At 56.8% G+C, this 20,079-nt stretch carries 17 protein-coding genes; 10 read left to right on the forward strand and 7 right to left on the reverse strand.

All coding sequences use genetic code 11. From position 1 onward, the window contains the following. From tssE to LQZ21_RS04780, 6 genes are all read right to left on the reverse strand, one after another. Positions 1 to 513 carry a type VI secretion system baseplate subunit TssE gene (tssE, locus tag LQZ21_RS04755; RefSeq protein ID WP_411043026.1) on the reverse strand — a complete coding sequence of 171 codons (513 nt, stop codon included), beginning with the start codon at positions 511 to 513 and terminating at the stop codon, positions 1 to 3. Between the two features lie 107 nt (positions 514 to 620). Next, positions 621 to 1,115, reverse strand: a complete 495-nt coding sequence (locus LQZ21_RS04760) for an Hcp family type VI secretion system effector (protein ID WP_411043027.1) — start codon at positions 1,113 to 1,115, stop codon at positions 621 to 623. Between the two features lie 54 nt (positions 1,116 to 1,169). Beyond that, entirely contained in the window at positions 1,170 to 2,654 is a 1,485-nt protein-coding gene (tssC, locus tag LQZ21_RS04765) for a type VI secretion system contractile sheath large subunit (RefSeq protein ID WP_411043028.1), read from the reverse strand. A gap of 21 nt (positions 2,655 to 2,675) precedes the next feature. Next, entirely contained in the window at positions 2,676 to 3,209 is a 534-nt protein-coding gene (gene tssB / locus LQZ21_RS04770) for a type VI secretion system contractile sheath small subunit (protein WP_411043029.1), read from the reverse strand. A 38-nt stretch (positions 3,210 to 3,247) separates the two neighbouring features. Beyond that, positions 3,248 to 4,291 (reverse strand): type VI secretion system protein TssA, encoded by a 1,044-nt coding sequence (tssA, locus tag LQZ21_RS04775; protein ID WP_411043030.1) that lies wholly within the window; start codon positions 4,289 to 4,291, stop codon positions 3,248 to 3,250. Between the two features lie 369 nt (positions 4,292 to 4,660). Continuing rightward, on the reverse strand, positions 4,661 to 5,428 hold the full coding sequence (locus LQZ21_RS04780) for a hypothetical protein (protein ID WP_411043031.1): 768 nt from the start codon (positions 5,426 to 5,428) through the stop codon (positions 4,661 to 4,663). Positions 5,429 to 5,538: 110 nt separating this feature from the next. On the opposite strand from LQZ21_RS04780, the gene LQZ21_RS04785 reads away from it, so the two are divergent. The 10 genes from LQZ21_RS04785 to LQZ21_RS04830 all read left to right on the forward strand — a co-directional run bounded on the left by LQZ21_RS04785 (position 5,539) and on the right by LQZ21_RS04830 (position 18,992). Continuing rightward, positions 5,539 to 6,537: a zinc-dependent alcohol dehydrogenase family protein gene (locus LQZ21_RS04785; RefSeq protein ID WP_411043032.1), complete on the forward strand. Its 999-nt coding sequence runs from the start codon at positions 5,539 to 5,541 to the stop codon at positions 6,535 to 6,537. Between the two features lie 803 nt (positions 6,538 to 7,340). Beyond that, positions 7,341 to 8,129 carry a glucose 1-dehydrogenase gene (locus tag LQZ21_RS04790; RefSeq protein ID WP_411043034.1) on the forward strand — a complete coding sequence of 263 codons (789 nt, stop codon included), beginning with the start codon at positions 7,341 to 7,343 and terminating at the stop codon, positions 8,127 to 8,129. Next, a complete protein-coding gene (locus LQZ21_RS04795; protein WP_411043035.1) occupies positions 8,117 to 8,524 on the forward strand; it encodes a tudor domain-containing protein in 408 nt (135 codons plus the stop codon). The genes LQZ21_RS04790 and LQZ21_RS04795 overlap by 13 nt, the downstream gene beginning before the upstream one ends. Before the next feature lie 115 nt (positions 8,525 to 8,639). Beyond that, positions 8,640 to 9,866 (forward strand): TetR/AcrR family transcriptional regulator, encoded by a 1,227-nt coding sequence (locus LQZ21_RS04800; RefSeq protein ID WP_411043037.1) that lies wholly within the window; start codon positions 8,640 to 8,642, stop codon positions 9,864 to 9,866. Between the two features lie 172 nt (positions 9,867 to 10,038). Further along, positions 10,039 to 11,511, forward strand: coding sequence for a TolC family protein (locus LQZ21_RS04805; RefSeq protein ID WP_411043039.1), 1,473 nt, complete (start codon positions 10,039 to 10,041; stop codon positions 11,509 to 11,511). Further along, positions 11,508 to 12,467, forward strand: coding sequence for an efflux RND transporter periplasmic adaptor subunit (locus LQZ21_RS04810; RefSeq protein ID WP_411043041.1), 960 nt, complete (start codon positions 11,508 to 11,510; stop codon positions 12,465 to 12,467). Before LQZ21_RS04805 ends, LQZ21_RS04810 begins: the two co-directional genes overlap by 4 nt. 15 nt (positions 12,468 to 12,482) lie before the next feature. Then, a complete protein-coding gene (locus tag LQZ21_RS04815) occupies positions 12,483 to 15,740 on the forward strand; it encodes an efflux RND transporter permease subunit (protein ID WP_411043043.1) in 3,258 nt (1,085 codons plus the stop codon). Then, positions 15,737 to 16,075, forward strand: coding sequence for a PG0541 family transporter-associated protein (locus tag LQZ21_RS04820; RefSeq protein ID WP_411043045.1), 339 nt, complete (start codon positions 15,737 to 15,739; stop codon positions 16,073 to 16,075). Before LQZ21_RS04815 ends, LQZ21_RS04820 begins: the two co-directional genes overlap by 4 nt. 357 nt (positions 16,076 to 16,432) lie before the next feature. Then, positions 16,433 to 17,911: a sodium:solute symporter family protein gene (locus tag LQZ21_RS04825; RefSeq protein ID WP_411043047.1), complete on the forward strand. Its 1,479-nt coding sequence runs from the start codon at positions 16,433 to 16,435 to the stop codon at positions 17,909 to 17,911. 4 nt (positions 17,912 to 17,915) lie between these two features. Further along, positions 17,916 to 18,992 (forward strand): Ldh family oxidoreductase, encoded by a 1,077-nt coding sequence (locus tag LQZ21_RS04830; protein ID WP_411043048.1) that lies wholly within the window; start codon positions 17,916 to 17,918, stop codon positions 18,990 to 18,992. 417 nt (positions 18,993 to 19,409) lie between these two features. Here the strand turns inward: LQZ21_RS04830 and LQZ21_RS04835 are convergent, their stop codons facing one another. Beyond that, positions 19,410 to 19,841 carry a hypothetical protein gene (locus tag LQZ21_RS04835; RefSeq protein WP_411043050.1) on the reverse strand — a complete coding sequence of 144 codons (432 nt, stop codon included), beginning with the start codon at positions 19,839 to 19,841 and terminating at the stop codon, positions 19,410 to 19,412. Positions 19,842 to 20,079: the final 238 nt, after the last annotated feature.

The following is a 20,079-nucleotide window of genomic DNA, read 5'->3' on the forward strand; positions in this document are numbered from 1 at the left end:
TTAATCCTCATAAGTCAGGCTTGCGTTTCCCGTCTCCAGATCCAGGCGGGAAATGAAAAGTATCTCTTCATCGACCTGCCCCACCGAGATATGTCCGCTGATCCGCAGTTCCAGGAGGGAACGCATGGCGGCGTCGGGGTTGGCAAATTTCACGTCAATAGAGTCCGGAGCAAGCCGAGGCTCAAAATCCCGGATCTGCTTTTTAATATGTTCCAGGAGGAATTCCCGATCATCATCGCCGCAGATCTTGCCGCAGTAATCGGAAATACCGTAGCCCAATACGGAATTCTCCAGGTCCTCATACCCCTTTAATTCCGCCAGAGACGGGTGAGACCGGGAGCAAAAGAGCATTTCAATATTTCTGAAAATATCGTCCTTTACCTGCTTTTCGGTTATGACCGCCGAAATGATTTCTTTTTTCTCATAGGGCTCATCATCGGTCAAACGCTTGAGTACATAGGGTTTGTACCGGGCATCTTCCTTTCTGATATTCCCGCGATTCTCCTCTGGCATCCAGTCTCCCGTCAATTAAAAACAGATACTCCCCCCGGGCTTGCCGCCGTATCAGCGGCAGTAAGCCTTCCGAAGGGGAGCGTCATTGCTATACCAACCACTACCGCCTATTCGTTGGCGATCTGGTCGAAGGCAGCCTCAATCGCCCCGTCTTTGGAACCGTCGGGTTTGATGGGGGTAACCTTCCAGCTGATCTTTCCCGCCACCAGTTCCACGGTTTCCACGGGCTGCTGGGCAAGGGGATCATCGGTACCGGTATCAATGGTCTTAACCTCGGCTTTCGCCACCCGCACGTTCTCCAGGGTAACTTCGTATACCGGGGTCTGGGACCCGCCAATGACCCGGCAATACTGGAGTACAGCCTTGCCGATTTTACTGCCGTTCATGCAGTAGAGCTGTAGCTTGGGCGTGGCCTTGTCCACCGCATGGGTAAAGACAAAGGGCTCAAACTGTCCCCGGCCGGCCACATCGCCGCCCCGCTGGATGGACACATTCTGACTCGTGCCGTGGGCAAAAGAGATGAGTTCCAGCCATTTATCATGGGCCTTGTCCGAAGCCTGCCCTTCAATTCCTTCTAACTGCAAAAAATAAGCACCTGCCATAAAAAACCTCCAAATGTATAGTACCGCGAAAATCTTTCACGGTTTTGTTGACTCTTAAGAGCCGCTGGGAACCTTGGTAACCAGCCGCAGAGAAGCGGTAAGCCCCTCAAGCTGATAATGGGGCCTGAGATAGAACCGCGCATTGTAATAGCCCGGCTGTCCTTCCACCGCTTCGACCTCTACTTTTGCCTCGGCCAGGGGATACTTGGCCTTGATCTCCTCGGAGGCATTGGGGTCGCCGGTTACATAGCCGGCTATCCAGTTGGAAAGCCAGGTCTGCATATCCTCCTTTTCCTTGAAGGAACCGATCTTGTCCCGGACGATGCACTTGAGGTAATGGGCAAAGCGGCTGGTGGCGAAAATATAGGGAAGCCGGGCGGAAAGGCTGGCGTTGGCGGTGGCTTCGGCGGAATCGAATTCCTGGGGACGATTCACGGTCTGGCCCCCCAAGAATACCGCATAATCGGTATTTTTCCAGTGGAGCAGGGGCAGGAAGCCGCTCTTCGACAGTTCCGCTTCCCGGCGGTCGGTGATGGCGATTTCCGTGGGGCACTTCATGGCCACACCGCCGTCGTCGGTGGGGAAGGTGTGGGTGGGCAGGCCTTCCACCATGCCCCCGGATTCCACCCCCCGGATATTGGCGCACCAGCCGTAGTTGGCAAAGGAACGGTTGATGTTTACCCCCATGGCATAGGCCGCATTCATCCAGTTGTATTTGCTGCTGTCCCCGGCTCCGGTGTCCTCTTCAAAGTTGAATTCTTCCACGGGGTTGCTCTTGGCCCCGTAGGGGGTCCGGCTTAAAACCCGGGGCAGACAGAGGGCCACATAGCGGCTGTCGTCGGAATCCCGGAAGGAGCGCCAGGCGGCGTATTCGGGGGTGCTGAATATCTTGGCGATGTCCCGGGGGTTGGCCAGGTCCTGCCATGAATCCAGGTTCATGATCGTGGGGTCCGCCGCGGAGATGAAGGGCATGTGGGCGGCGGCCGCGATTTGGCCCAGGCCCTTGAGGACCTCCATGTCCGGGGGGGTTTGGTTGAAGTAGAAATCGCCGATCAGGGCGCCGTAGGGCTCGCCCCCGGCGGTACCGTATTCCTCTTCATAGAATTTTTTGAAGATGGGGCTTTGATCCCAGGCGGTTCCCTTGAAACGCTTTACCACCTTGCCTACCTCGGCCTTGGAGATGTTCATGACCCGGATCTTCAGCCGTTCCCCGGTGGCGGTGTTGCTTACGAGGTAATCCAGACCCCGCCAGGCTCCTTCCAACTGGGAAAAGTCCGGGTGGTGGATGATCAGGTTAACCTGGGCGGAGAGCTTTTTGTCCAACTCCGCGATGATCCCCTCGATGGTTTTAACCGTATCGTTGGAGATCAGGGCGGCGTTTTCCAGGGCCTGGCTTACCAGGGTTTTTACCGCCCCCTGCACCGCCGAGGTGGCTTCCTCTGATTTCGGCTTAAACTCCTGGTTTAAGAGGCTCTCGAATTCGGACATTTCCAGGGTTTCTGGGTTAAGAACATCCTGTTTTTCCGCTGTGTCTGACATAGTATACCTTCCTTGTTTTTGCTATTCTTCTTTTTTTGGCTCTTCCGGCGCGGCGGGGGCCGCTTCCTTTGCCTTCTGCGCCAGGGCCTGCAGCAGGGCCGGGTCTTTGAGGATCTTGTTGAGGAGATCCTCCGCCCCCTGCTTACCGTCCATGTACGAAAGGAGGTTGGCAAGCTGCTGCCGGGCTTCCATGAGCTGCTTTAATCCCTCGACTTTGGAGGTAACCGCCGCCGGGGAAAAATCCGCCATGCTTTCAAAGGTCATCTCCACCGGGATATTCCCCTCCCCGCCTATCACATTGGGGACGGTAAAGGCCACCCGGGGTTTGACGGCCTTGAGGCGGTCGTCAAAATTCTCGCTGTCTATCTCCAGCAGCTGCCGATCCTCTACCCGGGGCAGGGGTTCCGCCGGTTTACCCGACAGATCCGACATAACCCCCATCACAAAGGGTAAATCGACTTTTTTTTCCGCACCGTTGGTTTCCACATCATATTCAATCTGAACCCGAGGCGCCCTATTCTTGGCTATAAACTTTTGGCCGCTTTCTTTTGCCATTCTTGACCTCCTAATCTGCTCACGCTATATAGTACCGGCTACTCCGGTTTTATTCCTAAAATATCCCGGCCCCGCGAAAGGGCGTCAGGGACAATGTCCTCTATCAATTCAATAAAATTCATCTCGGCGATCCGCAGGGCCCGGTTTATCAAAAGGGGGATGGGGCTGTTGGGCTCCTGGTTTTGGAAATACTCGGCCCCTTTTTTGAGCAGCAACAGGGCCTCCGACCGGCTTGAGGCATGGTAGGAGAGGAGGGAGACCTTTGCCCCGCCGCCGGCTGGGGAGGGGTCTGCGCCGGGGCTTTCATCGCCCGTAGCGCCCTCCTGGACGGGGCTCAGGGACTCCAGGTGGGCGCCGTAGAAGGATGCCAGCCGGTTCAGCTCGTGGGTGAGGGCGGACATATCCAGGGAATAGGAACCGCCCATCTTGGCATCCATCTCGCTGCAGAGTTCCGTGATGAGGGCCTGGGCTTCCTTGACCAGGGCGGCCTGCTCCTCAATTTCCGTAACCGCCACATTCATAAACTCCGCCCGGAGCAGCTTGGGATCGATGTTCCGGTTGTCGCTTACCTCAATCTCGTTGAGGGAGATGAGGAGATCCCGCAGGGTATAGCTGAGGGAGGGGACCAGCCGCACTTCCCGGAACCGGAGGATAAACATGACCGGATCGTTAATGGATCCCGACTGGGGAGAAAGCATGGAGAGGATGTTCAGCCGTTCCAGGGGATCATTGTCGTCGGTAGGATCCAGTTGGGGATAGCAGGCATCCCAGAGCTCCTTGACCAAAAACACCGGCAATTTAAGGCCCGCCGCCAGGCCCGCAAGGCCCCCGGTGATGGCTTCGGCGATTACCAGGTATACGGCAACCCGGAGGTCCCGGGTTTTAGCCCACAATTCAAGACAGTTTTTGCTGAGTTTTTTCCAGTCCGGCCCCCGGCCCGCAATTTTGGAATCCCCCATAAGGGTATCGGGGACTTCCACCGCCAGGGAATCCATCTCCAAGTAGAGGGGATCGTATTCAAGGTTTTGTCCCGCCGGATGTTCACCTTCCAGGGGTACAGTCAGCGCCGCAGCATCAATCATAGGGGCCCTCCGCTATTTTGGGGGAATTCCGGCCATGGAGGCACCGGAAAATCCTATCGGAGGGGAAGAAACCGCCCTATCCCTAAAACTTATCTGAATAAACAAAGAGAAAAAATAGGTTATCCCTAACAGAGCCAACACCTTCACCCCTTCGAACTTCTCTTCTTATCCGGCCCTTAGAACGGGATTAAACTTGCCCGGCCCCATTGATGTGGTAAAAAACTTAAAAATCGTGGACGTGCAATTTCTTACCACCGGGCTGCGAAATTACGCTATCTTATGAGCGGACAGTGGTCGGAATTTTCAAGTTCCGCTCTATTAATGGTAGTATTTTACGATTCTTATAATTATTTGTCAATAGGGAAACTATTAAAGGCGGTATTTTATTCCCAGGGCAGGGGCCAGGGTTATGGCGTCCATGTTGCTCAGGTTCCCCAGTTCTATACCGGCCTTGATGATAAAGAAATCAAAGAAATAACTAAAGTCCACGTTTAGGCTGAAGTACCCAAAGGAATCCTGGGCTTTGAAGGTCAGTTCGCCGAAATATTGATCCCCGGTGTAGTTGACGCCAAACTCCATGCCGTCAAAAACCGGAGCCGGGGCGGCGATGAAGGTTGCGCCGGCCCTGACCCCTATCCAGAAGGGGGTAACATAGGCCGCGGTCCCCGCAAGGCCGAAGCGGAGGTCTCCGCCGGTCCCGGTGGGATAGAACAGGGGGGCGCCCAGGGCCAGGGAAATGTCCCCCAGGGGGAGGGACAGGCCCCAGGCCAGTTCGGGCTGCACCCTGCCGCCGCTGCCGCCGCTGGGGTTAAAGCGAAGCTCATTTTCATTGTGGAGCCTGACTTGAAACTCCGAACGGGGGCCGAGGGGCAAATGGGCGGCGAACTTTTCTTCGGCAAAGAAAAACTGGGGAGAGAATTTGAGGAGGTGCAGCGCATACTGCCCCCCAAGATACACATCGAAACGTCCGAAAGATTTTTCATATTCAATCTGGGGGGCAAGAAAAAAGTCCCGTTCCTTGGCCAGGATATCAGGGCTATCAATAAAGAGGCCACCGCGAAAACCAATGGTATCCGCGGCGACGGACAGGCACCGGAGCAAAAAGAAGCACAGAAAAACACAAACCGGTTTCCGCATAGTTATCCTTGCGTCTCCTTTTCCGGCGGTGGTGAAAACCCAGCGAATTTTGAAGCTGCCTTAGTATACAATATGAACAGGTGGGTGTAAAGTGAAGGGAGGAGATAGGTATGGATATGAAAGCGGTGGTGATTGAAAAACCGGGGCTTGCCCACGTTAAGACGGTTCCGGTTCCAACGGTGGGGGATGGGGAGGTAAAAATACAGGTTATGGCATCGGGGATATGCGGTACGGATGTGCATATCTACCGGGGGGAGTACCTGGGGTCTTATCCGGTTATACCGGGACATGAATTTTCCGGGGTGGTGGTGGAGACCGGCAAAGGGGTTACCCGGTTCAAGGCGGGGGACCGAGTGGCGATTGAGCCGAATATCAGTTGTGACAACTGCCACGCCTGCCTGAACAACCGGCAGAACTTCTGCGAGCATTGGGAGGCCGTGGGGGTTACCCGGCCGGGGGGCATGGCCGAATACGCGGTGGCCCCGGAGAAGGCGGTTTTTTCTATCGGTTCCCTGCCCTTTATTTCCGGCGCCTTTGTGGAACCCCTCTCCTGCGTTCTGCATGGGGTACAGCGGGCCCGGATACATATGGGGGACCGGGTGGCTATCCTGGGGGCGGGGCCCATCGGCATCCTCCTCTCCAAGGTGATTCAACTGCAGGGTTCCAACGACATTACCCAGGTGGACAAAAACCAGGCCCGGCTGGAACTGGCCCGGGAGTCGGGGGCCCGGTATACCAGCGCTTCCCTGGAGGATCTTGAAGTTGATGGCTATGACGTGGTGGTGGAAGCGGCAGGTTCCACCTTCCTTATGGAACAAAGTCTGCGGTATGTGCGAAAAGGGGGGACCTTGCTCTGGTTTGGCGTGCCCAAACGGGACGCGACCCTGAGCCTGCCCGCCTTTTCCCTGTTTGAGAAGGGACTTTTTATCCTTTCTTCCTACACATCGGTACGGAATTCAATCCAGGCGGTGCGCCTCCTTGAATCGGGGAGGATCGACGTTTCAAAATTGGTTTCTCACCGGCTGCCTCTGGAGGAATTTGTCAAAGGGATAGAGACCATTGAACAGGGAACCGAAGGGGTGCTTAAGGTGGTGATATGCGACGCTTGAGCGGGGGCGGCTTTCCTGCCGTGCGGGCAATTTCCCCCCGCTCACTACCTGTAGAGTCCGCCGCCACAGCCCGGGAACCTTCGGTTCCTTCGGTCTGTGGCGGCGGGGAATTCCAGAGACGTGAGCGGGGGGAAATTGCCCGCACGGCAGCATAGCTGGATAAGGCTCAAGCGCCTGCTCGGGGGAGGGGGGAAGAGGCAGAGGGGGCGGGTACCAAGCGGGGCGCTTGGTACCGTGCTGCGGGGACCGCAGGGGGGAGGCGGTGCTGGGTACTCGTTTAACCGGGTTCGGGGTTGGTTTTTTGATGGGGGAGAGGAGTCCTTCCGCTTACTGCTTGTAGCGGCTGCCGCAGCAGACCGGGAACCTACGGTTCCTTCGGTCTGTGGCGGCGGGGAATTCCAGAGACGTGAGCGGGGGGAAATTACCCGCACGGCAGCATAGCTGGATAAGGCTCAAGCGCCTGCTCGGGGGAGGGGGGGAAGAGGCCGAGGGGGGGGTACCAAGCGGGGCGCGCTCTGCCGGTAGCGGCTGCCGCAGCAAACCGGGAACCTACGGTTCCTTCGGTCTGTGGCGGCGGGGAATTCCAGAGACGTGAGCGGGGGAAATTGCCCGCACGGCAGCATAGCTGGATAAGGCTCAAGCGCCTGCTCGGGGGAGGGGGGAAGAGGCAGAGGGGGGCGGGTACCAAGCGGGGCGCTCACTGCCGGTAGCGGCTGCCGCAGCAGCTCGGGAACCTACGGTTCCTTCGAGCTGTGGCGGGAGGGAGTCCAGAGATGTATGTGGGGGAGGGAGAGGAGTAAGGTATGGGACAGATGATTTTAGATCGGTTTAGGTTGGATGGGAAGACGGCGCTGGTGACCGGAGGGGGTCAGGGTATCGGGCAGGCGTATTGTTTTGCCCTGGGAGAAGCGGGGGCGAAAATCGCGGTGGTGGATATCAACCTGGCCTTGGCGGAGGAAACCGCGGGGGAATTGGGGAAAAAGGGTATCGACGCGATGGCTATTAAGGCGGATGTGACCAGCCCCGATGATGTGCTGCGGATGGTGAAAATCATTGTTGAGCGGTGGGGGAGCCTTACTATCGGGGTGAATAACGCCGGTATGGGGGCCTGGCGGGACGCCCTGATCCAGGAATTCGGCGAATGGCGGAAGATCCTCGCCCTGAACCTGGACGCGGTGTTCCTCTGCGCCCAGGCGGAGGCCCGGGAAATGGCGAAGGCGGGCTACGGGAAGATCATCAACACCGCTTCCATGTCGGCCCATATTTCGAACACCCCCCAAAACCAGTGCGCCTATAACGCCTCCAAGGCGGGGGTACTGCACCTGACGAGGAGTCTTGCCGCGGAATGGGCCCCCAGGAACATCCGGGTGAACAGTATCAGCCCGGGGTATACGAAAACCGCCCTGGTGGACAAGCTGCTGGAGACTCCCGAGGGCAAGTCCATGCTGCCTAAATGGCTGGAGAAGATCCCCATGGGCAGGATGGCCTCTACCGATGACCTGCAGGGGGCGGTGGTATACCTTGCCTCGCCGGCATCGGACTATATGACGGGGGCGGACCTTATTATTGACGGCGGCTATTGCTGCTGGTGAGCAGACGCTTGAGCTTTGTCGGCTTTCCTGCCGTGCGGGTAATTTCCCCCCGCTCACTACCTGTAGAGTCCGCCGCCACAGCCCGGGAACCTTCGGTTCCTTCGGGCTGTGCGAGGGGGGAATTCCAGAGACATGGACTTTACACCTTTCAGGTTGACAGTTCCAAACCGCTGGTCAAGAAACATATCGTGTTTCTGTTCAGCGAAAAGATTGGCTTCAAAGCGTATTACGATAAAAAGTATTACAGGGTAAAATTTTTTGACTTCCTGAATAAAGACAAGAAATCACATCTGCCGCAGGTTACCAAACGGTTCATTCACGATTCCTTCTTCGCCGAAGTAAAAGTCCCCGAACTTGCCGATAGGACTGGGGGTGAACGAATCCCTTATGATTGATACGAAACCTGCAATACCCGGGACTCCGGTACCAGACCCCTTGCCTAAAAAAAAATAAGGTAGTATCTTGTATGTTAACGACCGGTCGGTAACATTTTTGGGGTATGGGTGGATTATGGTACAGTTAACGAAGGGGGATATTATAAACACCGCTTTTAGGACCTGGGGGCGGATATTTTACCAGCAAACCAGCCTCTCCCTTTTGGCCCGCGACTTGGGGGTTACCAAGGCGGCCCTATACCGGCATTTCAAAAACAAACAGGCCCTGCTGGACGCCATGTACGAGTCCTTTTTTGATCAATACACGGCGTTTATCAAAGACGGTTACGCCAGGGCCGTTGCAACCACGGATTTGATAGAAAGCCAGTTTACCATGATGCGGACCATGGTGGAGTATTATACCCGTGATATGAACGCCTTTATCTTCTCCCTGTTTATGGTCTACGGCCAACGGGAACCGGAGCAGCTTATGGCTGAATTGGAGCGCCGGGGGATAGATATGCGGAAGATACGCCCCGTTGAAGAGGATGTCGAAACCTACCCGTCCATGCTCCAGCTCATCCTGGCGTCCCTGATCTTTTGGGTGGCCAGTTTCCATAAACACAGCCATGCCCCGGATGAGCCCCCGTCGGATGAACAGGTCTACGGACTTATCCGGTGGATCGAGGAGAAGATCACCGGGGGCTTGGGGCTGCGCCGGGATAGGGCGGATCGTATCAATTTTGAGGCGCTTGAAGGGGCCGTTCCCCCCCATCTGCCGGATGATCCGGAAGATGCGGGGCTGCTCAAGGCGGTGGCCGGCGCAGTGGCCGAGGCGGGGCCCTGGAACGCCTCCATGGACATGGTGGCCCGTCGTTCAGGGTTATCCAAAAGCGGCCTCTATGCCCACTTTAAAAACAAGCAGGATATGCTGAGGCAGCTTTTTTCAACCGAACTTGAACGGATAATTGCCTATGCCGGGGCGGCAATCCGGGTATCAACGGTTCCCGAGGAGCAGTTTTACCTGGCCATCATCGGCGTGGCGGACTACCTCCGTTCCCGGCCGGAGATCCTCATTGCCCTGGACTGGCTCAAGACCCGGCGGATTGATCTGGGGCATTCGACTCCCCCCCGGATCTACCGGATCTTTTCGGATATCAAGATCAACGGCATCGAGGTCATGGCGGGGCTGTCCGAATCGTTAAAGGAGCAGACCGCCCAATGGGTTTTGTTTCTTACCGCCAATGTCCTTATGCGCCGGCCCCCGGGTATGGCGGTTTCGGAAGTCCCCAATACCAGCCTGCGAATTTTATATAAATTTGTGGTTTTTGGGATAAACGGGTATAAATCATGTTACCAATAGGGTATATTTTATTATTATATAGTAAAAGACGGCAAGAAGCCGTAAGAGGCCGCGCCCGGTGCGGGCCTATACTAGTGGTTGACCAGGAGGGCCGCGGGCTGGTTTGTTTCCGCGGTTCCCCGGAGGATTCGGTGGTTAAACACGTTCCCGGGGTCAACAGAAGGAGTGCTTTATGATTCCACGTTTTCACGGCGCCCGGCGGCGGCAAGCGGCAGCCTGCCCCAGGGGCATAAAAATTCCCTTTCGTGAATTTTTATGCACTTCCCGGGGCAAACACAAAAAACCCTTCGCTCCGCCGGCGCTGGTGTGTTTTTTCCTGATTTTTCCGGGGCTTGCCTTTGGGCAGGACCAGCCCCCTCCGGGGGTTCGGGTGATCTCCCCGGATGAGGCGGTGGAGTTGGCCGTCAAAAACAATTTAGGGCTGGAATCCGTGCGGATCGGCACGGGGACGCAAAAACGGGCGTCGGATCTGTCCTGGAACCAGTTCATCCCCAGTATCACCCTGGGGGGGAGCGTAAGCCGGGACAACAAGGCCTCTACCACGACGATCCCGGCATTGCCCCCGATAGTGGTGGAAAACCCCCGGTGGCATATCGCGGGATCCGTCCAGGCGTCCCTCAACCTCAATGCCGCCATGTTTGAGAGACTGCGGACCCTCCGGCTGAACTACGAGGGGGGGCTTATCGGCTACGAAAAGGCCCGGGCCCAGCTTGAGCGGGACGTGCGGAAAGCCTACTACCAGATCCTCCTGATCCAGGAGAATATTGCCCTGCTCCGGCAGAGCTATGCCGCGGCCGAGCGGCAGGTGACCATGGCCCAGGCCAATTACCGGGCGGGGCTGGTGCCGGAGCTGACCGTGCTCCAGGCCCGGGTGTCCATGGAAAACCTTAAACCCACCATAGATCAGGCGGAACACGGCCTTAATCTGAACATGGTTTCCCTGGCCAATTACCTGGGGCTTCCCCTGGATACGCGGTTTGAGCTTATCCCCGTGGAGAATGATACGGTCTTTATCCCCCTGGATACGGCAAAGCTTATCTCCAAGGCTGCTTCGGGAAAACCGGATATTCTGGAACTGAAACACCAGCTGTTGACCCTGGAAAGCAGCCGGCGGGCCCAGATCCTTTCCCTGACCCCCTCGTTGACCCTGAGCTGGAATTCGAATCAGATCTTTATCCAGGACCCCTGGAAGGACGACTGGGGGAACAAGGATTTCTGGCAGCAGTCCGGTTCCCTCACCCTCAGCCTGGGGGTACAGCTCCACAGTCTTATCCCCTTTAGTACGAATTTTCAGGCGATCAAGGATCTGGACGACTCTATCAAGAGCGCCCATATCGGCCTTGCCCAGGCGATCCGGGGGACGGAACTGGAGATTTACAGTACCGTGATGTCCCTGGAACAGGCCCGAAGTACCGTGGAGGCCTTGACTTTGACCGTGGACCTGGCGGAACGGACCTACCGCCTGACCGAAGAAGCCTACCAGGCGGGGCTCCGGGAGGTGCTGGAAGTACAAAACGCCGAATTGGAATTGCGTAGGGCCCGAATCGGGGTGTTGGAACAGAATTTTAATTACCTCCAGGGACTTATCGACCTTGAATATGCTATGGGGGTTCCCTTTGGGACCCTTTCCGGGAGTCAACTATGAGCGTAAAAATACCGGCCGCCGCTTTTTTTGCGGCCTTAGTTATCGTATCCGCGGGTTTTACCGGCTGTGACCGTTTCGGCGGGAACGCCCCCGCGGCTCCAGGCATCCCCGGGGCGGCCCCGGAAGTCCAGGTCTATGCGGTGAATACCACCACGGCGGTCCAGGGACAGATCCAGGATTACCTGGCCCTTTCCGGGGACCTTGTGGCGGGTTCCACCGTGGACGCCTATTCCGACGTGGCCGGCAGGGTTACCCGGCTCTATGTGGCCGTGGGAGACCAGGTCCGCAGGGGGGACCCCATCGCCGCGGTGGATCCCTCCAAGCCGGGGATGAGCTATATTCCCGGCATAACCCGGGCCCCCATAGGGGGTACCATTGTGGCCCTGCCCGCCCAGATGGGGATGACCATCAGCCAGGCCGTGCCCGTGGCCCGGCTTACCGGGGGCGGCGCCCTGGAGATTCGGCTCTATGTGGCGGAGCGGTTTATCTCCAAGATGGCCCTGTCCCTGCCCTGCGAAATTACCCTGGACGCCTTTCCCGGAGAGACCTTTCGGGGAAGCATCCACGAGATAAGTCCGGTGGTGGACCCCGCTTCCCGGACCATGGAAGTGAAGGTGAATGTGGAGAATCCCGGGTCCCGGCTTAAGGCGGGGATGTTCGCCAAGGTACGGGTCATTACCGAGCGGAAGGACCAAATCGTCAAGATCCCCTCGGGGGCCATGATCCAGCGTTTTGGGGAGGACTATGTTTTTACCGTTGAAACGGATCCCGCGGATCCGGCTTTTCAGGTGGCCCGGCGGAAAACAGTGGTTCCCGGTATCCTTGTGGACGGGGTCCTGGAGGTACAGAGCGGACTTTTGCCCGACGAAGAGGTGGTTGTCCGGGGCCATACCCTTTTAGAAGACGGTTCCCGGGTTAATGTGGTTGACCGGGCAGCACCCCTGAGTGTTAATTAAGGTGAGGTATTTACCATGAGTTTTGCAAAAACCGCGGTTTCGCGGCCGACGACGATATTTATCATTTTCCTGCTTCTCATTGGGCTGGGGGTATTTGCCGTGGTGAACCTTCCCCTGGATCTGCTCCCCGAGATCAACCCTCCCTACCTGATGGTATTTACCAATTACTCCGGGGCAGGGCCCGAGGAAGTGGAACGATCCGTCAGCCGGACCCTGGAGGCGGCCCTGTCCGGGGTTTCTAACCTTGAAAAGGTGACCTCCACCTCGTCCAAGGGGTCCAGCATGGTGATGATGGAATTTACCTACGGGACGGACCTGGCGGATGCCTCCAACTCTGTCCGGGATGCCCTGGAGCGGGTGCGGAACTATATGCCCACCGGGGCGGATACCCCCACGATCTTCCGCTTTGATCCCTCCATGATCCCCATCATGGGACTTATGGTGACGGGGAACCGTTCCCCGGAGGAACTGCGGGAACTGGCGGAGGATACCGTCATACCCCGGATAGAGCAGACCCCGGGGGTGGCCACCGCTTCGGTCAATGGGGGGCGGGAGAAGATCATCCGGGTGGAGATTCCCCAGTCCCGGCTTGAGGCCTACGGCCTGACGGTAACCCAGATGCAGCAGATGCTGGCCGCCCAGAACATGCAGGTCACCGCGGGAACCATCACCGAGGGGGGGCTTTCCTACATTCTGACCACCATGGGGGAATATTCCTCCCTGGATCAGATCCGCAACACGGTGATCTCCTATAAGGGCGGGGGGGCGTCGAGCAGCGGCCAGGTGGAACTGCCCCGGAGTGTGTATCTTCGGGATCTGGCCGACGTGTTTGAAGGCTACCGGGATGAAACCAGCGTCGTGTATGTCAACGGGACCCCGGCAGTGATGATGTCGGTCCAGAAGCAGAGTGGGAAAAACTCCGTACAGACCGCCCGGGAACTGCGGAACCGGCTGGAACGGATGACCCGGGAACTTCCCCAGGACATCAAAATAACCGAGCTTTTTAATACCACGGATCAGATAGAAAATTCCCTGAACCAGGTTACCTCCACGGCCCTTTCGGGGGCCCTCCTGGCGGTGCTTATCCTCTTTATCTTTCTCCGTTCCATAAAACCGACCCTGATCATCGGTATCAGTATTCCGGTGTCCATTGCCATCACCATGATGCTGATGTATTTTGCGGGGCTCACCCTGAACCTGATGACCATGGCGGGGCTGGTCCTGGGTATAGGGATGCTGGTGGATAACTCCATCGTTATCCTGGAAAATATCTACCGCTACCGGGAAAAGGGGGCCAAACTCCAGGCCGCCGCGGTTCTGGGCGCCCAGGAGATGATCGTGGCGATTGTCGCCTCCACCCTGACCACCATCTGCGTGTTCGCCCCCCTGGTAGCTTTTCAGGGGATGCTGGAAATGGCGGGGGAGATGTTTGCCGGCCTGGCCTTTACGGTGGTCATATCCCTGGCGATTTCCCTGCTTACGGCAATCGCCCTGGTTCCGGTTTTGTCCAGCCACTACCTTCCCCTGGTTACCCGGAAGCAGAAGCCCCTCCGGGGCCCCCTGGCGGCGATTGACGGGGTGTTCGAGCGGTTTTTTGCCGCCCTGGAAAACCTCTACCGCCGGGCGATCAGCCGGGTTTTGCGGCACAAATTGATCGTCATCCTGGTCATCCTGGTCCTCTTTGGGGGCAGCATCTTCATGATCCCCGTGGTAGGCTGGGTGTTTATGCCCCAGCAGGAAGCGGATTCGGTCAGCATCAACGTGACCCTCCCCATGGGGACCCCCCTGCCGGAGACCGAAGCGGTACTGCGGCAGCTTCAGCTCATTGTGGAAAGGGAAGTCCGGGGCTATGACCGGCTGATCCTCAATGCCGGGGGGGGCGGTATGATGGGCGGCGGGGGCAGCAACTCAGGCTCCCTGCGGCTCAACCTTCCCGAATTCAAAGACCGGATCGACAGCGCCGACGACATTAAAGCAAAAATGCGCGCCCACTTCAACGAATTCCCCGGGGTGATCTTCAACTTCGGCGGGGGCGGCATGGGCAGCGTCATGGGGGGTAACCCCATTGATATCGTTATCAGAATCGACGACCTGGTGAAGGGGAAGGCCCTGGCGGAACGGATCGCCGGCCTTATCCGGGAACGGATCCCCGACGCTACCGAACCCCGGGTGGATCTGCTGGACGGGCTGCCCCAGATCGAAATTGAGCTTGACCGGGACCGGCTCTACGCCCTGGGGCTCAATACCCTTACCGTGGGGAACGAGATCAAAGCCGCAGTGGACGGTATTACCGCCACCCGGTACAAGAGCGGGGGCCACGATTACGATGTGGTGATGATCCTCGCCGAAGCGGACCGGAGCACCCGGCCCGCCCTGGATCACATCTTTGTGAACAGCCAGGTGGCCGGCAGAGTATCCCTCTCCAGTTTCGCGTCCTACAAGGAAGGCACCGGACCCTTGACCATCAACCGGGAAAATCAGAGCCGGGTGATCCACGTAACCGCCGGGGCGGTGCCAGGCACCAAAACCAATGTCCTGGAAAACCAGGTCCGGGCCCTTATCACCGAGGAGATCCCCGCGGAGGATGACGTGATCATCGAATATGCCGGGGATAACGCGGATATGATGGAGATGATGAGCAGGTTTATCCTGATCATGACCGTGGCGATCTTTCTGGTTTTCGGGGTCATGGCCAGTTTGTTTGAGTCTTTCCGGGACCCCTTTATCATCATCTTTACCATTCCCCTTTCGGTGATCGGGATAGTGGCGATTTATATGATTACCGGTACAACCTTCAATATTCTGACCGCGGTGGGGCTTTTGGTCCTGCTGGGGGTTATCGTGAATAACGGTATCGTCCTGGTGGACTACACCAACCTGCTCCGCAAGCGGGGGCTTCCCCTGCACCAGGCCTGCGTGGAAGCCGCGGGGAACCGCCTGCGGCCCATCTTGATGACCACCCTGACCACGATCCTGGGGCTGGTACCCATGGCGTTCTTCCCCGGGGAAGGGTCGGAAATGGTGGCCCCCATCGGCAAGACCGTGCTAGGGGGGCTCTCCTTCGGTACCCTGATGACCCTGTTCCTCATGCCCACGATCTATGCCATTATGAACAAACATTCCGATGAGCGGAATGCCCGGGCCGAGGCCCGCCGGGAGCGGATCGCCGCGGGACTTTCAAAAAAACAGGGGCGAACGGCCCTATCCGATCAGGGCGCCGCCTTGGTGGGGGACGTGTTTGGCGCTGAACAGACCGGGGAGGCCGGGATATGATACGGGTTGAGATTATTGCCAATCATTCGGTGGAAGAAAACATTCTGGAAGCCCTGGCCGCGGAAAACGCGGGTAAATACTACACCAAATACCCCAATGTGTACGGGGTGGGTTCCACCGGCCCCCGAATGGGGGACGCCATCTGGCCGGAAGAAAATTTCGCCATAGTTATCTGGTGCGAGGCGGAAGAAGCCCGGGGCATAGCGCGGGCAGTGGCTTCGGTCAAGGAACGTTTCCCCGATGAGGGGATCAAGCTGTTCTCCCTGGCCGAAGCCGCCCCTTCGGGAGAAACCGAAAGCCCGCCGGCGGAGCCGGAGCAGGAGGAAGAGGCGTAGGCTACGGATAAAGATCCGCGAACCACCCCAGCATTGCGAACTTTCATTTGAAACTTCGCTTTCATTCGTAAAATTCGGGTGGTGAGGGGAAATGGCGCCGGATAGCAAGCCGCGCAAGGGATAGAAGCGGAAATACCGTAAGTCCCCCGCAGGGGGGCTTACGGTATTGAAGCGGATAGCCCGGTCGCCGCACCGCGGCGATGCGCCCAAATTCCGAATTGAACGGTGAAATTCCTGTTGACCGGTTGCTATTCCTCCCTCGACCTGATATAAAGAAACAAAGGTACCGCCCCAATAGAGCATCCCCGGGTGTGGAACCAGTTTGACCATCAAAATCGTTCGAAAGGAGTGTTTTTCATGAGTATTCAACTGGCTATTCTTATTGTGTATATCATCGGGTTACTGGGGCTGGCGGCCTGGGCGACGAGGATTCAAAAACGGTCCACCAGCAGCAAGATGTTAAGTTATCTGCTGGCCAGTCGTGATATGCCGTGGATCCTGGTGGCGGTTATGCTCACGGGGCTTGCCGTGGGCGGGGCTTCGACCGTCGGGGTGGCGCAAAACGCCTATAAAAACGGGCTTTCCGCCGGGTGGTACAACGCGGCCTGGGGCGCAGGCGGTATCTTTGTCGGCTTTTTTGCGGTAAAATACCTGCGCCGGATGAAGGTAAAGACGATCCCCGAGATGATGGGCCTTATGTATGGTCCCAAAACACGGTTTTTAGGCGTTATCAACCAGCTTTTGATCATGATCACCATAACGTCCATGCAGTATGTGGCGGGGGGGACGATCCTCAAGGCCCTTTTGCCGGATATTTTTACGGGAAACAGCGGAATGTTTGTTTCCGCGGCGATTTTTATCCTTATCACCGTGACCGGCGGTTACTGGGCAAGCGGATTGACCAATTTTGTCAATGTTATTGTCATTTATATCGGCATTATTGCCGCCCTCTTTCAAACCCTGGGAAAATTCGGCGGACTGGGAACCATACGCCAAAGCCTGCCGCCAAGCGATCACTGGTTTGCCTGGATAGGGAACGCCGCCGAAGGCGCCATGGGGGGCTGGGCCGTGGCGGGCTTCATGGCCGTTATGGTAACCATGGCGGTAAGTACCCAGGCGGTAGCCCAAATCGGCTTTGCCGCGCGGGATGAAAAGGTGGCCCAAAAAGGCTTCCTGGTGGGCGGCATTCTTATCCTGCCCGCCGGGTTTTTATGCGCCCTCTTCGGCATTGTCGCGGCGGCGAAATTTCCCGGCATTGCCCCCCAAATGGCGCTTCCCACGGTGGCGGCCCAGCTTTCACCCCTGGTGGGCGGCATATTCCTCGCCGCGCTCTGGGCGGCGGACATCTCCACCGCCGTGGGCTTGCTCATGGGCTGCTCGACCCTGGTGGTGGAAGACATCGTCAAAAAACTCTACAAAAAACCAATCCAGGGTACCAGCCAGCTCATCGTGTCCCGGATTACCGTGCTTTTGGTCAGCCTCTTTTCGTTTTTCCTGGCCCTCACCTCAAGCAGTATCATCGCCACGATCACCACGGCCCTGGCCATCACCACTTCCTTTACCCTCCTGCTCCTGGCCAATATCTATCTGCCGCAATTCTGTAAAAAAGCGGCCGGTTTCCCCATCATGCTTACGTCCCTCCTCCTCTGGCTCATTTGGACCTTCCTCCCCCTGGCGGAGGCGGCCTCGCCGGCCCTTAAAGCCCTCAATATCAGAGCCTTCTTTAAGGGGCAGCTTGTCTACCCCGAATGGATCTTCTGCGTTATCATCTTCGTACTGGGCGCGATTTTCGGTAAAACCCGGACGGACGAGTTAGTGCCCCAGGAAGATAAGTGAGATTATGAAAGATACCTATGCCTATGGCGAATTAACCGAACTGACGGAAACCCTGCTCGTAACCTTGTACGGGTATTCCCCGGCGGAAGCGAAGATCACGGCGGAGGTTTTGGTCGAGGCCGATGCGCGGAACATACCCTCCCACGGCGTGTCGCGGCTTGATTTCTACCGGGGGAACCTGAAGGGGGGCTTTGCCAAGCCCAGGACCGAACCGGAAATCGTCTACGAGACACCGTCTTCCCTGGTGGTTGACGGCCATGACGGCGTCGGACCGTACATTGCCGATTTTAGTGTTTCCCGGATGCTGGCAAAGGCCGAGAAACAGGGAAGCGCCTTTTGCAGTGTCCGCAACTCAAACCACTTTGGCATCGCGGGTTTTTGGGCGGAAAAGGCGGCGGCCCGGGACATGATCGGCCTTGCCTTTACCAATACCCGCACCTGCGGTATTCCCACCTTCGGCCGGGAGCGGGTCCTGGGTACCAATCCCATCTGCGCCGCCATTCCCTGCGGCTCCGGCATCTTCATGCTGGACATGGCCACCACCACCGTTGCCCACGGTAAAGTTGAAGTGTACGACCGCCGCAAAAAAGCCATGCCCTCAGGCTGGGCAGTGGACGATACGGGGGTGGTTATGCATGACGCCACTGCCTTTGAAAAGCTCTTTTGGGCAAACCCGCAATTCGGCGGCCACCTCTACCTGGGCGGGGAAGGGGAAGAAAGCGGCGGCCACAAAGGTTTTGGCCTCGGCCTCTTGGTGGAACTCCTCTGCTCGGGACTTTCGCTGGGGGCCGCGAGTTACGATACCTTCCAAACGGGCAAGGGCTCGGGGATCACCCACTTTTTCGGCGCCATCCGCATGGATCTGTTCGGCGAGGCTTCGGCGCTCAAAGCCCATATCAGCGGCATTTTGGACCGCATCAGAAACGGCGCCAAGGCCGAAGGCCAGGACCGGATCTATATCCACGGTGAAAAAGAGGCGGAGGCCCGCGCTCGGGCGCTCGAAACCGGCATAATCCTGGATGAAGCTACCTGCAACATGCTGGAATCCCTCTGCGCCGAGGCGGGCCTGACAAATAGATAAGATATAGGGAAGAATGGTCTAGTACCTTGTAAACACTAAACGGCCATGCATATACAGAATTTAAGAAATTCACCACAAAGGCGCAAAGTAGACCGCTGCGCGGTCAATTAAATGAGAAGAAGGGAAGAAATACGTAATTTTTTCCTTGTTTTTCTTTCTTACTTACTTCTTCGCCTTATGCGCCTTCGTGGTTAAATTCTCTATAAGGCCATGATACCAGGCCGGATGGCATATTTGGGGTGAATTTGGCGAAAAAGAGAAAAAGGAGGAGATAGGAGTGAGAAGAGAGGCATTGTCGTGTCATGGTTTAAAGTTGTCACATAGGAGTCGAAAGATGAGAGATGTGGTACGATACAGCGAGGCGCAGGAATGAAGAACCCAGGAGCAAGCTCCTGAGTATGGACCCTTCATAACGAATCAAAAAGTATTCTTTATAAAACTTCTAAACGCCGCCGCTTCTTCATTCTGGTTTATTGGCAGGATATAGGCGCTTTCCAGCGTGGTGGGCGTGTAGGGGGGGACGATAAAGCGCAGTTCCCCATTGAGTAGGGCTGACTTGATTTTAAGATCGCCCTGGAGACCGAATTTTGCGGAAATGATGTCGTCTTTTTTAAGGCGGATTGCCTCCCCCACCTCGTCTCCATCGAAACTGATGGGAATGACGATGATTTCTTTAAGCGCCTCCGAAAAACCGACGGCATAGTTACTGATCTTTTTTACGAAAATCCCCGTTTTATAGAAATAACCATACGCGATGGTATAGGGCGCGGGATCCTGGATTTTCTTTCCAAAAGCCTGTGTAACAAGCTCACGGGACTTTTGGCTTTTTTCCTCACTGGGTTCAAACACCGTTTTCCTCCGATTTGCCTTGTAGTTAAAGCGGAATTCACCACTACAAGTATATTTTATGGGGTATAACATAAATTACTTTTTTAGTCAATATAGCGCATTGCCTCATAATTATTCTATTTGGGTTTCTTTCGGAACAAGACCTGGTGGACCGTACCCCATCCGATAGACATAAAAATAAGCATAGAGTACAACAGAAGGAGAGGAAAAAATGGGAAAGCAAGACCAAGAACGGCGG

Source organism: Treponema sp. TIM-1, from assembly GCF_046533115.1.
In the GTDB taxonomy this organism is placed as follows: domain Bacteria; phylum Spirochaetota; class Spirochaetia; order Treponematales; family Breznakiellaceae; genus JAIRMO01.

Excerpts from the sequence above, each read along its gene's own strand:
- LQZ21_RS04825 (WP_411043047.1), top strand. The coding sequence starts at position 16,433 with ATGAGTATTCAACTGGCTATTCTTATTGTGTATATCATCGGGTTACTG.
- tssA (WP_411043030.1), bottom strand. The coding sequence starts at position 4,291 with ATGATTGATGCTGCGGCGCTGACTGTACCCCTGGAAGGTGAACATCCG.
- LQZ21_RS04805 (WP_411043039.1), top strand. The coding sequence starts at position 10,039 with ATGATTCCACGTTTTCACGGCGCCCGGCGGCGGCAAGCGGCAGCCTGC.
- LQZ21_RS04800 (WP_411043037.1), top strand. The coding sequence starts at position 8,640 with ATGGTACAGTTAACGAAGGGGGATATTATAAACACCGCTTTTAGGACC.
- tssE (WP_411043026.1), bottom strand. The coding sequence starts at position 513 with ATGCCAGAGGAGAATCGCGGGAATATCAGAAAGGAAGATGCCCGGTAC.
- tssC (WP_411043028.1), bottom strand. The coding sequence starts at position 2,654 with ATGTCAGACACAGCGGAAAAACAGGATGTTCTTAACCCAGAAACCCTG.
- LQZ21_RS04790 (WP_411043034.1), top strand. The coding sequence starts at position 7,341 with ATGGGACAGATGATTTTAGATCGGTTTAGGTTGGATGGGAAGACGGCG.
- LQZ21_RS04820 (WP_411043045.1), top strand. The coding sequence starts at position 15,737 with ATGATACGGGTTGAGATTATTGCCAATCATTCGGTGGAAGAAAACATT.
- LQZ21_RS04780 (WP_411043031.1), bottom strand. The coding sequence starts at position 5,428 with ATGCGGAAACCGGTTTGTGTTTTTCTGTGCTTCTTTTTGCTCCGGTGC.
- LQZ21_RS04760 (WP_411043027.1), bottom strand. The coding sequence starts at position 1,115 with ATGGCAGGTGCTTATTTTTTGCAGTTAGAAGGAATTGAAGGGCAGGCT.
- LQZ21_RS04810 (WP_411043041.1), top strand. The coding sequence starts at position 11,508 with ATGAGCGTAAAAATACCGGCCGCCGCTTTTTTTGCGGCCTTAGTTATC.
- LQZ21_RS04815 (WP_411043043.1), top strand. The coding sequence starts at position 12,483 with ATGAGTTTTGCAAAAACCGCGGTTTCGCGGCCGACGACGATATTTATC.
- LQZ21_RS04785 (WP_411043032.1), top strand. The coding sequence starts at position 5,539 with ATGGATATGAAAGCGGTGGTGATTGAAAAACCGGGGCTTGCCCACGTT.
- LQZ21_RS04830 (WP_411043048.1), top strand. The coding sequence starts at position 17,916 with ATGAAAGATACCTATGCCTATGGCGAATTAACCGAACTGACGGAAACC.
- tssB (WP_411043029.1), bottom strand. The coding sequence starts at position 3,209 with ATGGCAAAAGAAAGCGGCCAAAAGTTTATAGCCAAGAATAGGGCGCCT.